Source organism: Amycolatopsis rubida (assembly GCF_900115345.1).
Classification (GTDB): Bacteria; Actinomycetota; Actinomycetes; order Mycobacteriales; family Pseudonocardiaceae; genus Amycolatopsis; species Amycolatopsis rubida.
In genome coordinates, this window is sequence record NZ_FOWC01000017.1 from 96,922 (window position 1) to 110,571 (window position 13,650).

Annotated in this window: 16 protein-coding genes; 8 read left to right on the forward strand and 8 right to left on the reverse strand. The window is 68.6% G+C overall.

Features of this window, described 5'->3' with window-relative positions; all coding sequences use genetic code 11:
* The first annotated feature begins 251 nt into the window (after positions 1–251).
* The 5 genes from BM362_RS39560 (at position 252) to BM362_RS39580 (ending at position 5,407) form a co-directional block, all read left to right on the forward strand.
* On the forward strand, positions 252–1,829 hold the full coding sequence (locus tag BM362_RS39560; protein ID WP_093576629.1) for an FtsK/SpoIIIE domain-containing protein: 1,578 nt from the start codon (positions 252–254) through the stop codon (positions 1,827–1,829).
* Positions 1,826–2,212 carry a hypothetical protein gene (locus BM362_RS39565; protein WP_093576630.1) on the forward strand — a complete coding sequence of 129 codons (387 nt, stop codon included), beginning with the start codon at positions 1,826–1,828 and terminating at the stop codon, positions 2,210–2,212. Before BM362_RS39560 ends, BM362_RS39565 begins: the two co-directional genes overlap by 4 nt.
* A gap of 104 nt (positions 2,213–2,316) precedes the next feature.
* Positions 2,317–3,936 carry a replication initiator gene (locus BM362_RS39570; RefSeq protein ID WP_093576631.1) on the forward strand — a complete coding sequence of 540 codons (1,620 nt, stop codon included), beginning with the start codon at positions 2,317–2,319 and terminating at the stop codon, positions 3,934–3,936.
* Between the two features lie 17 nt (positions 3,937–3,953).
* Positions 3,954–4,157 (forward strand): helix-turn-helix domain-containing protein, encoded by a 204-nt coding sequence (locus BM362_RS39575; protein WP_093576632.1) that lies wholly within the window; start codon positions 3,954–3,956, stop codon positions 4,155–4,157.
* Positions 4,157–5,407: a site-specific integrase gene (locus tag BM362_RS39580; protein WP_093576633.1), complete on the forward strand. Its 1,251-nt coding sequence runs from the start codon at positions 4,157–4,159 to the stop codon at positions 5,405–5,407. The genes BM362_RS39575 and BM362_RS39580 overlap by 1 nt, the downstream gene beginning before the upstream one ends.
* Before the next feature lie 44 nt (positions 5,408–5,451).
* Here BM362_RS39580 and BM362_RS39585 read toward each other — a convergent pair whose 3' ends face one another.
* The gene (locus BM362_RS39585) at positions 5,452–6,606 is read right to left on the reverse strand and encodes an acyl-CoA dehydrogenase family protein (RefSeq protein ID WP_093576634.1); all 1,155 of its coding nucleotides are present in this window, start codon (positions 6,604–6,606) and stop codon (positions 5,452–5,454) included.
* 20 nt (positions 6,607–6,626) lie between these two features.
* A complete protein-coding gene (locus tag BM362_RS39590; protein WP_198545457.1) occupies positions 6,627–7,478 on the reverse strand; it encodes a 3-hydroxybutyryl-CoA dehydrogenase in 852 nt (283 codons plus the stop codon).
* A 140-nt stretch (positions 7,479–7,618) separates the two neighbouring features.
* Between BM362_RS39590 and BM362_RS39595 the strand changes: the two genes are divergently transcribed.
* A complete protein-coding gene (locus tag BM362_RS39595; RefSeq protein ID WP_093576636.1) occupies positions 7,619–8,287 on the forward strand; it encodes a TetR/AcrR family transcriptional regulator in 669 nt (222 codons plus the stop codon).
* A 4-nt stretch (positions 8,288–8,291) separates the two neighbouring features.
* Here the strand turns inward: BM362_RS39595 and BM362_RS39600 are convergent, their stop codons facing one another.
* From BM362_RS39600 to BM362_RS39615, 4 genes are all read right to left on the reverse strand, one after another.
* Positions 8,292–8,846: a YbaB/EbfC family nucleoid-associated protein gene (locus tag BM362_RS39600; protein WP_067586783.1), complete on the reverse strand. Its 555-nt coding sequence runs from the start codon at positions 8,844–8,846 to the stop codon at positions 8,292–8,294.
* Position 8,847: 1 nt separating this feature from the next.
* A complete protein-coding gene (locus BM362_RS39605) occupies positions 8,848–9,894 on the reverse strand; it encodes a hypothetical protein (RefSeq protein WP_067586780.1) in 1,047 nt (348 codons plus the stop codon).
* Position 9,895: 1 nt separating this feature from the next.
* Positions 9,896–10,273 carry a hypothetical protein gene (locus BM362_RS39610; RefSeq protein WP_208865470.1) on the reverse strand — a complete coding sequence of 126 codons (378 nt, stop codon included), beginning with the start codon at positions 10,271–10,273 and terminating at the stop codon, positions 9,896–9,898.
* A gap of 119 nt (positions 10,274–10,392) precedes the next feature.
* Positions 10,393–11,229 carry a DUF1295 domain-containing protein gene (locus BM362_RS39615; RefSeq protein ID WP_093576638.1) on the reverse strand — a complete coding sequence of 279 codons (837 nt, stop codon included), beginning with the start codon at positions 11,227–11,229 and terminating at the stop codon, positions 10,393–10,395.
* 52 nt (positions 11,230–11,281) lie between these two features.
* Between BM362_RS39615 and BM362_RS39620 the strand changes: the two genes are divergently transcribed.
* Together BM362_RS39620 and BM362_RS47925 are read left to right on the forward strand one after the other, a co-directional pair.
* Positions 11,282–11,788: an EXPERA domain-containing protein gene (locus tag BM362_RS39620; RefSeq protein ID WP_093576639.1), complete on the forward strand. Its 507-nt coding sequence runs from the start codon at positions 11,282–11,284 to the stop codon at positions 11,786–11,788.
* A 446-nt stretch (positions 11,789–12,234) separates the two neighbouring features.
* Positions 12,235–12,384, forward strand: coding sequence for a hypothetical protein (locus tag BM362_RS47925; RefSeq protein WP_167545608.1), 150 nt, complete (start codon positions 12,235–12,237; stop codon positions 12,382–12,384).
* Between the two features lie 284 nt (positions 12,385–12,668).
* Here BM362_RS47925 and BM362_RS39625 read toward each other — a convergent pair whose 3' ends face one another.
* Positions 12,669–13,037 (reverse strand): VOC family protein, encoded by a 369-nt coding sequence (locus BM362_RS39625; RefSeq protein ID WP_093576640.1) that lies wholly within the window; start codon positions 13,035–13,037, stop codon positions 12,669–12,671.
* An 18-nt stretch (positions 13,038–13,055) separates the two neighbouring features.
* Positions 13,056–13,595 (reverse strand): dihydrofolate reductase family protein, encoded by a 540-nt coding sequence (locus tag BM362_RS39630; RefSeq protein ID WP_093576641.1) that lies wholly within the window; start codon positions 13,593–13,595, stop codon positions 13,056–13,058.
* Positions 13,596–13,650: the final 55 nt, after the last annotated feature.

The following is a 13,650-nucleotide window of genomic DNA, read 5'->3' on the forward strand; positions in this document are numbered from 1 at the left end:
AAACGCAGAACCGGCCCTGTCGCCAAACACGAAACCGGTTCTGCGCCTGTCCACTGGTGGTGAACGATGACAAACATAAATGACAACCGACAACAGCCGTCAACCGGGGTCACCCGAACGCGCTGCCAAAAGTGCCGGAAATTCGCGCGGCTCGTGCCCGGCGAAACCGCGTGCGCCGCGTGCCAGGGCATGTTGCCGCTGGTCCTGCGGCTGCCGGATAGCTGCGCACGGCCCGGGGGCGGTGATGCCCGATGAACGCGGCAACAATGCTGACCGTCGGCGCGGGCCTGGCGGTGCTGGTGTGGGTGCTGGCCAAGCTCGGCCGGGCGTTCGCGGCGATCGCGGAAACCCTGGCCGCCATGGCGGTCCTCGGCCTGGCCCTGTGGGGCCTGGTGCGGGCGGCGGGCTGGATTGTTCGGCAACTGGCCGCCCACTGGCGCACCTGCCTGGCCCTGCTCGCCCTGGGCGCGTGGTGGCACTGGCTCGGCTGGCCCTCCCTGGCGATCACGACGGGCACTGTCGGACTGGTGGCGCTCGTGTGGCGGTGCGGCTGGCCGATCGGGTTTGAGCAGTGGTGCGGTCGCTGGGTGCGGGCGTGGTGGCTGCGGTGGGCCGTCTACGGGCGCAAGCTGCCGGGCTGGCTGCATGCCTGCGGCCTGACTGTGCGGGACGAAGCGATCCCGGTGGATGTGACCGTGAACCTGGTGTCCCGCCGTCGCAAGCGGGAAGCGGTGGCCCAGTCCCGGCGTGACGCGGGCGTGGCCTTCCCGAAACTGCTGCGGGTGCGTTCCGGCCCGTCGTGGGACGAGGTTCGGGTACGGCTGGTGCCCGGCCAGACTCCCGAGGATTTCGGCGAGGCCGCGCGCGCGTTGGCGACGGCCCGGCGGGTCACGCGGGTGCAGGTGCGGGAGATCGAGCCGGACGTGGTGTCGGTGGACTTCATGCGCCGTGACCTGCTGGCCTCGGCCGTGTCCTGCCTCCCGCTGCCGGACGTGGCCGAAGCGTCGGCGGTGGACCTGCGGAGGGTGTTCGCCGGGTCCACCGAGTACGGCACGGCGTGGCGGCTGCCCCTGCTCGGCGGCGGCGCGCACACCCTCGTCGCGGGTGCCTCCGGTGCGGGGAAGAACTCGGTGATGTGGTCGCCGCTGGTGTCGGCTGCCCCGGCGATCCGCTCGGGGCTGGTGCGGGCCTCCGGTGTGGACCCCAAGGGCATGGAACTCGCCTACGGGCGCGGGATCTTCTCCCGCTACGCGGTGTCCGGTGCGGAGACGCTGGAGGTGCTGGAGGCGCTGCGGGACGAGCTGGAACGCCGGAAGAAGGCGTTCGCCGGACAGGTCCGGGAAGTGCCGCTGTCGCAGGAGTTCCCGTTGGAGCTGCTGGAGTTCGACGAGCTGGCGGCGCTGACCCGCTACACCGACCGCAAGACCCGCGAGGCGATCACCGACCACATTTCGGTGCTGACCACCCAAGGACGTGCGGCGTTGATCTCGGTGCGCGGCTACGTCCAGGACCCGACCAAGGAAACGGTTCCGGTGCGGGAGCTGTTCACCCGCCGGGTCTGTCTCCGGGTGACGTCGAAGTCTCAGGTGTCGATGGTGCTCGGCGACGGCGCGTACGAGCGCGGCGCGTGGGCCAACCGCATTCCGGAGAGCACTCCGGGCGTGGGTTACGTGTGGGGCGAGGGGATCCGCGAACCCCTGCGCGTGCGCGCCGGATGGGTCTCGGACACGACGGTCAAGGCGCTGGAGAACTACGTCACGAACGGCGGGGCACAGGTGATCGACCTCGCCCACAACCGTCGCGGCAGCGGCGAAAGGGGGACGGCATGAACCGGCTGATGGTCTTCCTCGACGCCATCCGGGACCACCTCGACTCCCACGCGCTGCCCCCGGCGTGCTCGGTGGAAGTCACCCCCGAGTCCGGGCCGGTCCGGGTGCAGCTCGACACCTGCGACCTGCCCGGCGTGGCGCGCGGGTTGAGCGTGTGGGCGTCGACGCTCGACGGATCGCGGGCGAGCCTGCGGCGTACTGGGGACGGGAAACGGGTTCTGGTGTCGCTGACCGGCCGCACTCCCTGCGGTGTTCCTGTCCGTGTCTACGGCGGGGTGCCGTTCGACCCGGCCGCCTTCCCGGACCTGCCGCTGCGGACCGATCAGGACATGCCCGTGTGGCTGCTGCGGCAGTGGGCACGCGCCGGTGGGGAGGTCGCGTGATGACCCCCTCCGAACAGGAACGCCCTGGTCAGCCAATGCCGGCCACGCTTGCGGGGCCTGCATGGACCCGCTCCGCGGCTGATGGCGAAACCGCTGGTCAGCCCATGCCGGCAAGCGGATCGCCGGGCAAAATCCGCGGTGCGCTCGCGGCCGAGGTGGTGAAGGCGACCGCCGAACAGCACGGGGTGTGCGTCCGGCCCTTCACCATGGAAGTCGCCGACACCGGGACCGGCGAACTGCGCTACGTCCCGGTGCCCTGCGGCTCCACGGTGGAATCGGTCTGCCTGCCCTGCGCCCGCAAGGCCAAGGCCCTGCGGCAGGCCCAGTGCCGGGAAGGCTGGCACCTGACCGAAGAACCCGTCATCACCCGCGCGGAGCCGACCGAGACACAGACGGAACTGCTGACCTACCGGGCTGATCTCGCTGCGCACTACCGGGAAGCGGTCGAGACCGGAAACGAGCCCGAGGCGGAGGAACTGCGGGCCGAAGTGTCCGGTGTGGACACCGAGTTGCGCGAGTCGGGCATGACGGGACGGCTCCCGGCCCTCGACGCGCCGAGCAAAAAGGCGGTGAAGCGCTCGACGCGGCGGCGGCAGGACGCGCCGAACCTTCCCCGCAAGAAGGTCGCCAAAACCACCGTGGGACGGGAGTTCGCGGGCCGGTTCCGGCCGTCGATGTTCGTCACGCTCACCTGCGACACCTACGGGCGGGTGCGCCCGGACGGCTCCCCGGTCGATCCAGCCAGCTATGACTACCGGCGGGCGGCTCGGGACGCGGTGCACTTCGCCGCGCTGGTGGACCGGTGGTGGCAGAACCTGCGCCGGGTGGTCGGGTTCGACGTGCAGTACTTCGCGACCGTGGAACCTCAGAAACGCGCCGCGCCACACCTCCATGCCGCGCTGCGGGGAGCGATTTCCCACGACGTGATCCGGCTCGTGACCGAAGCGACCTACCACCAGGTGTGGTGGCCCGCCCATGACGTCATGGTCTACGGCGGGGACCGGAAACCGTTGTGGGAACCCGATGTTCGTTCCTTTGTGGACCCTGACACCCGGGAACCGTTGACCGGGTGGGATGACGCGGTGTCCGAAGTGGAGGAACCGGCGCACGTCGTGCGGTTCGGGGAACAGGTGCACTCGAAGGGAATCCTCGGCGGCACCGAGGAAGCCGGACGCCATATCGGCTACCTGACGAAGTACCTCACCAAGTCCACGGGTGAAGTGGTCGACGCCGAGACTGCGGCGCAGCGGGACCACCACGACCGGTTGCACGCTGAGCTGGCGGTCACCCCGTGTTCGCCGCGCTGCGCGGTGTGGCTGCTCTACGGCATCAATCCCAAGGGAGCAGGCGGAAAAACGACTCCGGGGCACTGCCGGGGGCGCGCGCATCGGCGGACGACGCTCGGGCTGCCCGGCCGTCGGGTGCTGGTGTCGCGCAAATGGTCTGGCAAGACCGTGGCCGACCACAAGGCCGACCGCATGGGGTTCGTGCTGTCCGCCCTGGCGGCGGTCGGGATCGAGAAACCACGGCCTGATCCGGAAAAGCTGGCGTGGCGCAAGGTCGAACCCGGCGACCCGCACTGCCCGCCCAGAGACCAGCTCGTCATGCGCGCCATCGCCGAACGCCGCACCTGGAAAGCCGAATACGAAGCCGCCCGGCTCGCCGCATCCGGATCACCGCCTGAGCCGCCGGAAACTTCGGCAACTCCGGCGCTGGCGGCCTGATCGAGAGGGGGACGGACATGGACAACGTGCGCAGCATGGAACGCCTGTGGTCGGTCGAGGATGTGTCGGACTATCTCGGCGTTCCGGTGAAGACGCTTTATCAATGGAAGTGGCGCGGAGAGGGTCCGCCGGTCCGCAAGATCGGGCGGCACCTGCGTTACGACCCCGCGAAATTGCAAGCCTGGGCGACCGGGGAAGAGAAAGAGGAAGAGGCTGCCTGATGGGACACGTTCAAGACCGCTGGTACCGCCCTGCGCGGGACAAGGAAACCGGGAAAGTTCTCCTGAATTCCCGGGGCAAGCCTGTTATGGAGAAAACGGAGTTGTACGGCATCGGTCTCCGTTACAAGGTTCGGTACCTCAACCCGGACAACGAGGAACGGTCGAAGTCGTTTCCCGACCGGCAGAAGAAAAAGGCTGACGATTTCCTCATCGAAGTGGAGTCCGACAAGCGCGAGGGAAAATACATCGACCCGCGCGCGTCGAAAGTTAAATTCCGGAAGCAGGGTGCCAGTTGGCTGAAAAGCCAGTCGCCGGACCCGGCCACACGGGAGATCCTGCGCAGCAGACTGGAAAGTCAGATCTATCCAGTGTTCGGCAATATGGTGTTCGGGCAGATCAAGCCGTCCACTATTCGCGACTGGGTATCGGACATGGACGAGCGGGGCTTGTCGTCCAATTATCAGGCGGTGCTGTTCACCACAGTGGTGGGCGTCATGGACTCGGCCGTAGACGACAAGCTCATCCGCGAGAACCCGTGTCACGCCAAGACTGTCCGCCGTCCGGTCGGCGAAAGCCCGGACATCGTGGTGTGGGAAGAAAAGCGTGTCGAGGATGTCCGAAAAGGACTCCCGGAGCGCTTCCAGATCACTGTCCCGCTGGGCGGCGGGCTCGGCCTGAGGCAAGGCGAGATCTTGGGGTTCTCGCCTGACGACGTGGACCGCGAAGCGATGGTCGTCCACATCCGGCGGCAGATCAAGACGGTCAAGGGCGTGATGATGTTCGCCTCGCCGAAGGGCGGCCGGTCGCGGACGATTCCGCTGTCACCGTCCATGCTCGCCGAGATAGACGACCACGAAGACCGCTTCCCGGCCGTCGCGATCACGCTGCCCTGGCAGAAGGCCGACGGCGAGCGGGTCACGGTGCGACTGCTGATGACCGGAGAGAACGGACGGCTTTACACCGGAGACCTGTTCACCAAAGTCGTGTGGCAGGGCGCATTCCGGAAAGCTGGCCTGATCCACCGGGGACGAGCCGACGGGATGCACGCGCTCCGGCACTTCTACGCGTCCGTCCTGCTTGCGCGGGCGGTGTCGATCAAGGAACTAGCCGAGTACCTCGGCCACCGAGATGCCGGGTTCACCCTGCGCACCTACACCCATCTCGTGACCTCCAGCCACGAGCGGGCCCGGAAGGCGATCGACGCGGTGTTCGGACGGCCTGATACCGATGACGGCCTGGAAGCGGCCTGATCATGAACCATCAGGACCGTCCGAACTACCGGGCCAAGATCAATCTAGCCCTTGAGCAGGGCGCGGGCCATGACGACCTTCTGGATTTGGTTGGTTCCTTCGTAGATCTGGGTGATCTTCGCGTCCCGCATCATGCGCTCCAGCGGGAAGTCACGCGTGTACCCGTACCCGCCGAGCAACTGCACCGCGTCCGTCGTCACGCTCATCGCCACATCCGACGCGTGGCACTTGGCCGCCGCTCCGAAGAACGACAGGTCGTCATCGCCTCGTTCGGACTTCGCGGCCGCGGCGTACACCATCTGGCGCGCCGTCTCGACTGCCATCGCCATGTCCGCCAGCATGAACTGGATGCCCTGGAAGTCCGCGATGTGCTTGCCGAACTGCTTGCGCTCCTTGACATACCCGAGTGCGTGGTCCAGCGCGCCCTGCGCGATGCCGACGGCCTGCGCGGCGATCGTCACGCGGGTGTGGTCGAGCGTCTTCAGGGCGATCTTCAGGCCCTGACCCGGCTCGCCGACCATGCGGTCGCCCGGGACGCGAACCTGGTCGAACAGCAGTTCACGCGTCGGCGAGCCCTTGATGCCCAGTTTCTTTTCCTTGGCGCCGAAGGAGAATCCCGGGTCGGACTTCTCGACCACGAAAGCACTCACGTTGGCGCCGCGGCGACCGTCGGGGTCGGTTACCGCCAGAACCGTGTAGTACTCGGAGAGGCCTGCGTTGGTGATCCACGACTTCTGTCCATTCAGGATCCAGTCGTCGCCGGAAGGGGTGGCGCGGCACCGCATCGAGGCGGTGTCCGAGCCCGCGTCGCGTTCGGACAGTCCATACGAGAATCCTGCCTCGCCCGAAGCCAGCGGGGGCAGGTACTTCGCCTTGACGTCCTCGTTCGCGGCCAGGATCAGCGGCAGGCTGCCGAGTTTGTTCACCGCGGGGACGAGCGAGGACGAAGCGCACACGCGCGCCACTTCCTCGATCACGATACAGGTGGCCAGTGCGTCGGCACCGGCACCGCCGTACTGCTCCGGTACGTGCGGGGCGTGGAAGTCCGACGCGACCAATGCGTCGTAGGACGCCTTGGGGAATTCTTCGCGCTCGTCGGCCTCCGCGGCGTGCGGGGCGATCTGCTCTTCGGCGACCGCGCGCACGGCCTCGCGGATCGCTTCGTGGTCTTCGTTGATTTTGAACAGGTCGAAGCTCATCGGGCTCTCCTCGCCGGAACTCAGTAGGTGTAGAAGCCGCGGCCGGTCTTGCGGCCAAGCAGGCCGGCGTCGACCATGCGGGCCAGCAGCGGCGGCGGCGCGTACAGCGGCTCCTTGAACTCCTCGTACAGCGATTCCGCGACCGCCTTCGTGGTGTCCAGGCCGATCAGGTCGGCCAGCGCGAGCGGGCCCTGCGGGTGCGCGGCACCGCGCACGAGGCCCTCGTCGATGGCTTCCTTCGTCGCGAAGCCGGACTCCAGCATGCGGACGGCGGCGAGGATGAACGGGATCAGCAGCGCGTTCACCACGAATCCGGCGCGATCCTGGCACAGGATGGCGTGCTTGCCGAGGGTCTCCTCGGCGAACTTCCGCGCGCGGCCGGTGGTCTCCTCGCCGGTGAGCAGGCTCGGCACCAGTTCGACCAGCGGCAGCACGGGGACCGGGTTGAAGAAGTGGATGCCGAGCACCTGTGCCGGGCGCCCGGTCGCGGTGCCGAGCTTCATGATCGGGATCGACGAGGTGTTGGAGGCGAGCACCGCGTCCGGCGCGGCGACGATCTTGTCCAGCTTCGTGAACAGCTCCGCCTTGACCGCCTCGTTCTCGACGATCGCTTCGACGACGAGCGTGCGGTCGGCCAGCTCGTCGAGGTCCTCGGTGATCCGGATCCGCTCCAGCACCTCGGCCGCGGACGCGATCTTCCCCTTGCGCTCGGCCCGCCCCAGCGACGCCTCCAGCCGCGCCCGGCCCGCTTCGGCGGCCGCCCGGCTCGATTCGACCGCCACGACGTCCAGCCCGGCCCGGGCGCACACCTCGGCGATCCCCGCCCCCATCTGGCCGCAGCCGACCACGCCGACGAGCTCCACGTGCCTCACCCATCCCTCCGGTACTTGGTTTCATGATTACGGTACTCAGTACCGGCGAGTAGGCGAGAGCGGGGTGGCCCACCTCACCCTGCTGCCGGGGCGCCGCGTCCGATTAGGCTGGCCGCAGCGTGCGTGCGAAAGGCGGCCCGATGCCCGAGAAACCGGCCAAGCAACGGCTGACCGAGGCCGCGTTCGCGCTGTTCGAGGAACGCGGCTACGACCAGACGACGGTGGACGACATCACCGACCGCGCGGGCGTCGGGCGCAGCACGTTCTTCCGCGCGTTCCGGTCCAAAGAGGACGTGATCTTCCCCGACCACGAGGTGCTGCTGAGCGCGATCGAGGCCCGGCTGGCCGGCTCCGACCCGCGCACCGCGATCGTCGCGGTCACCGAAGCCGCGCGGCTGGTGCTGCGGCATTACGTCGCGGAAGGCGACCTCGCGCTGGCGCGCTACCGGCTCACTCGCAGCGTGCCAGCACTACGAGCGCGGGAGATCGCGGGCACGCGGCAGTATCAACGACTGTTCCAGGAATTCGTCCACCGCTGGATGGGCGGCGGCGAAGAGACCGCGTTGCGCGCCGAACTCATGGCGGCGGCAGTGGTGACGGCGCACAACCACGTGCTTCGGCGGTGGCTGCGCGGGCAGGCGACGGACCCGGAGGCCGCCTTCGACGCCGCGATGGCGGACACGGTCGCACTGTTCGGCAACACCGGCGAGACAGAGACCACAGTCGTCGCTTTCCGGACCGGCAAAGACCTTTCCGCCCTGCTCCCCGGCCTGCGCAAACTGCTCGGCGACGAAGGCACCCTCGGCTGAACAGCTACCAAGCCTCGTCGAACCGCACACCGGCCTCGTACCAATCCTCGTCGCTCACCGGGCGCTCCGGTTCCGCCGGAAGCTCGGGGTCGGAGGTGCGGTTGCGGAGGTAGTCGCCCTCGCCTTGCACAGCGGATCCGGCCGCCGGTTGCCGAGACGCTGCGGGCTTCTCGGGCGCGGCAGCGGGTTTCGGCTCGACAGGTGCCGCAGACGGCCTCCTCTCAGCGGGCGGAGCGAGTCGTCGAGGAGCCGGAGCTGCCGGGGGGACGTCGGGCTCGAACCCGGCCCGCCACTTCAGGCGGTCCATCACGTATCCGCGGGTGCCGAGCGGAGCCAGCAGCGCCGCCGTGCGGTTCGCCGATTCCCGCTGCGCTTCGGCGTATGTGCGCAGCACCAGCGCGGCCAGCTCGTCCGGCGGCAGATTCCGTGCTGTGCCGGAGAGTTTCAGTCCAGTAAGGACACCGTCGGTGTTGACCGTGGCGGTGACCGCGTTGCCGGGCGAGGACGCCTCGACCGACAACGCGGACAGCGCCTGGATCAGTTCTTCCGGACTGGGCACGTCAGTCCATGGCGGACGGCGACAACGGCCGCGACACCGAACCGTCCGGCGCGATGTCGACGTTCCGGTCCCGGACCCGCTTTTCGGTGCCCTTCGGGGTGTTCGAGGTCTCGAAGTTGGCCGGGTCGAACGAATCGCCGGGGCTCACGTCGGGCGGGTTCGGCACCGGAGGCAGGTTGACCGACTTCTCGTGGATCTTGTCCGCGAGCCGGCCCGCCGACTCCCGCATGTGCGAACGGATCTTGTCCACCCCGCCGAGGAAGCTCTCGAAGATGTCGTCCGCGTTGTCGCCTTCCACCTTCGCCGAGGCCTGCGCCGTCACCTCGGTGAGCCCGGCTCCCGCACCCGCGACCGCGGCCTGCGCTCCGACCGCGCTCATCGACAGGCCGCCGGCCGCGGCCGCGGCTCCCGCCGGGGTGGCGACCACGGCGAGCATCCCGACCAGCGCGCCGGTGAAAGCCACCGCCGCGACCTTGGACCAGGAGATTTCGCCCTCCTCGGCCTTCTCCTTCTGGTACTTCTCCGCCGTTTCCCGGAACGTCAGCGCGAGCGAGCCGAGGTCGTCCCGCGCGGCCCACACGCCGTCGCGGGCGGCGACGATGTCGCTCTCCACGACCGTGATCTCGGCGGCGAGCGCCTCGTAGGCCTCCGACAGCCGGTCGAGGTAGGTCTTGACGTCCTCGGCCGCGTTGCCGCGCCAGGAGCCCAGCAGTTCCTTCGCCCGGCGCAGTTCGGTGATCGACCCGCGGCTGAGGTTCTTCCACACCGGCTCGTACGAGTTGATCATCGACTGCAGGCCGCCGCCGGTGTCCTTGAGGTCGGCCTCGGAGAACTCCCGGAAGACCTCGGTGACCTTGTCCTGGTACGCCTCGTACAGTTCTTTCATCGCGGAGAATTTGAAGAACTCCGCGTAGCGCAGGAATTCCAGCCCGTCGAGCGCGTCGTTGGCACCCTTGTGCAGGTCCTCGCTGATGCCTTCGAGCAGTTCCGCGCGCGGACGGCCGTCCGCGCCGCCGCTGAGCCCGAAGTAGTCTTCCTGCTCGCTCACGTCAGCGCACCTCCCCGCCCGCGCGCCGCACCGCGGACTGCGCCTCGGCGTCCGACGCCTCGTACAGCTCGGCCACGCGCTTGAGCGCTTCGCTCGCCTGATGCGTCGTGTAGGCCAGCTTCGCGAGCGCTTCCTCCACCTTCGCGCGGTGGTTCTCGTACGCCGCCGCGATCTTGGGCATGCCGAGCGATCCGCCGAACGCGGTGGTCGGGCCGCCGCCGAACAGGTCGATCGAACCGATGATGGCGGCCGGGCCGACCGCGTCGGGCAGGTCCAGCCCGCGCACGCCGCCGCGCGCGGTCTCCGCCGCGTCCCCGGCGACCGCGACGAACCCGCTCGCCTTGCGCAGGTCGTCGAGGTCGGTTTCGAAACCGATCATGAAACTACCCCCAGTCGTGTGAACCGTGACCCTACCGGGCGAACGGTATCCCTTCCGACTCATCGGACACCGGGGAGGTTCACGGCATTGCCGTGAGGGCGGTCACATACCGCCAGTGCTCAGTCCGACGTGGACCCGACGGCGCTCCCGCGCCGGTCGGCCCGGCGCGGGAACCACGGCACGATCGGCGAAACGCGCCGCTGGTAGTCCGCGTACTCGGGATAGCGGCCGAGGGTGATGCTCTCGGTGAAGATCGTCGAACCGATGAACAGTGCCGTGAGCAGGACCGCGCCGGCGATCGTCCAGGTGACCGCGCCCGCCGCGGAGACGCCGATCAGGAACACCAGCCACCACTGCGCCTGCTCGAAGAAGAAGTTGGGGTGGCGGGAAAACCGGAAGAGCCCGGTCTGCGCGAACCGCGGGCCGGGGGTGCGCCCGGCGGCCGTCTCGCGCTTCTTCCACTGGTGGAAGTTCCACTGCTGCTGGTCCGCGATCGTCTCGCCGGCCAGGCAGGCCACGAACACGACAGCCAGCACGAGGTCGGCGGCGCCCAGCGGAGTCCGGTGGTCCAGCGCGGTCCACGCGGGAAGCGTGATGAGCAGCAGGATCACGTTCTGGTAGAGCGTGATGAAGAAGAGGTTGAACAGCTGGAACTGCCACGGAGCCATCCGGCCGCGCAGCACCGCCCAGCGGTAGTCCTCGCCGCCGGGGGCGTAGCCGCCCTTGCGGCCGTAGTTGAACGTCAGCCGCGCGCCCCACAGGAACACGAGCGCGAACAGCAGGTTCAGGCGCGCGTCCGCGAACCCCGCGTGACCGGCGAAGATCCCGGCGTAGACCACCGGGACGACCGACCAGATCCGGTCCACCCAGGAGTACTCCCTGGTGAGCACCGACAACAGCCAGCAGCCGGCGCACCCGCCCGCGAACACCCAGAGGCACACCTGGAACGCGTTCATGACCGCGACTGTACTGCCGAAATCGCCGGAGCGACGCCCTACACTCTCCCCGATGGGCACCACGACGGCGAACCTGCCCCTGCGCGAGCGCAAGATCGACATTTTCTTCGCGGTGATCTTCTCGGCGTTCACGGTGACGTCGTTGATCAGCGACCTGCTGCCGACGATCGGCGTCGACTTCTCGCGCCCGACCGGCAACTTCTTCGTCGACTCCAACTACTGGTACGCCCACGACGCCGACCCGCTGTTCATGCACCCGCCGGACTGGATGCGGATCGTCACCGGGCTGTCGGCGTTCGGCTACCTCCCGTTCTACGTCGTGCTCGTCTGGTGCCTGGTCGCGGGCCGCAACGGGATCCAGCTGTTCGCGGTGGTCTACGCGACGATGATCGGCACGCTCACCGGGATCGTCGTGTTCGGCGTCGAGTTCTTCGGCGACCCGGCGACGCGCACCGGCAACCCGGGCAAGTTCCTCGCGTTCAACCTCCCCTACGTGCTGATTCCGTTGCTGCTGCTGGTGCGGATGCGCCGTCCGCTGCCGTTCGCCCGGCGATTCTGACCACCGTGGACAGAGGTGGACCGGCCCGGCGGCAGGCGGGCGCCAGCAGTCCCGCGCACAGCTCCATCGCCACCGCCGACCCGGTCGGCAAGGCGTTCGCAGTGCTCAGCGAGAGGCCCGCCGGTGCGCGGGGTGCTTCGCTGATCCGGGACGACGGCTGCCGCGGCGGCCAGCAGCGGCCCGGTCGGTGCGCCGACGAGCCACAGCACCCGCCAGCCGAGGACCCGCTCCAGCCACCACGCCGAACCGGACGCGACCAGGCAGCCGGTCGCGGTCGCGAGGATCGACAGGCCGGTCGCCGCCGTTCCCGGTCGCTGAGCACTGTGCTCAGCATCGGAGCCAGCTCACCGCCACCGGCATGATGCCGCACCATGCCGGTGGCGGCGAACCCGAGCATGGCGAGCGGATAACAGGCCGGCCGGCTGCACAGCAACGCGCCCAGCGCGGTGCCGGACAGCCCGCTCACCGCCGGCGGCGACGCGGTCGAGGCGTCGATGCCGTATTCCGCACGCAGGCCGGAGATGACGAAACCCAACGTCGACGTCTTGCTGATGCCGATCGTCAGCGCGGCGGCGACCGCCGCGATCGCCGGCTGAGGCAGGACAGCGCTCTGCCGCGCCTGCGACGACCATTTCCGGCAGGTCGGCGATCGCCATGCCGGGCAGCCGCCGGCCGGGCCGTCGAACCCGGTGAACCCGTCGAGTCCGCTCCGGGCATCTCGAAAGCCCGGACGAAGCCCATTGCCGAAGCGACCACGATCACCGCCGCCGGCGCGAACGCTCGCCGTCAGTTCAGGCCGGCCGGACCCGAAACTGTCGTCCTGCCTCCAGCTTCCCATCCGGGCGCGCGCTGCGGCACCTTCGGTTTCGCGGTCCTGGAATCAGTTTTCCTGAAGCACCGAAAGAATATTCCCGGCTGGATCGCGGAACCACGCGATCAGTGGCCCGCCGAGCCGGAAAATGCCTTGTTCGTCGACGCCGTCGAACGGTTCGAAGGAAACCCCGGCAGCGCCGAGGTCCGCGACCGCCTGGTCGATGTCGTCCACCGGGAAGTTGAGCATGGTGTACTCGGCCGGAACGTGCTTGTCGCCCTTCGGGTAGACGAGCACTTCGCGTCCTTCGGCGAGACGCAGCCGCAGCATCCCCCAGTTTTCGGTGACCTCGATGCCGAGCGTCTCGGCGTAGAACCTCCGCGCGGCCGGGATGTCGTCCACGGAGAAACCGCTGAATGCTTTACTGGTGTCGACCATTTTTCCTCCGGAGAATTGTCAGTGCTTCGGGCGGTAAGTCACCGAGAGGACGCCGTTGCCGAACGTCCGGGAAGCGATGAGTTCGAGGTCGGCCCGGGAAGAGACCTCCGAGAACAGCCGCGCGCCCGAGCCGAGCACGATCGGGTGGATCAGCAGGTTCAGCTCGTCGAGCAAACCCGCCGGCAGCAGCGACCGCACCAGCCGCGGGCTGCCGGGAATGTGGATGTTCTTGCCCCGCTTGCGCTTCAGCGCGTTCAGCTCAGCCGCCACATCGGTGCCGAGCAGCCTCGAACCGCTCCAGCGCACTTCGGTGAGCGTGCTCGAAACGACGTACTTCGGGGTGTTGTTCAGGAACGCGGCCATCGGCGACGAGCCGCCCTGCCCCGGCCACCTCCGGGCGAAGTCCGCGTAGGTGTTCCGGCCGAGCAGCACGGCGTCCGATTCGGCGATGCTGGCGCGGATCACCTCGTCCGCCTCGTGGTTCAGCATCATCCACCCGGGCGGCGACTCGGTCACGCCGTCCAGCGATACCGACAGTCCGGCCACGATCTTCCGCACGGCTATGCTCCTTCTTCAGCTGGCATGTGCACGGGGGACGTCGGAGCCGGAATCC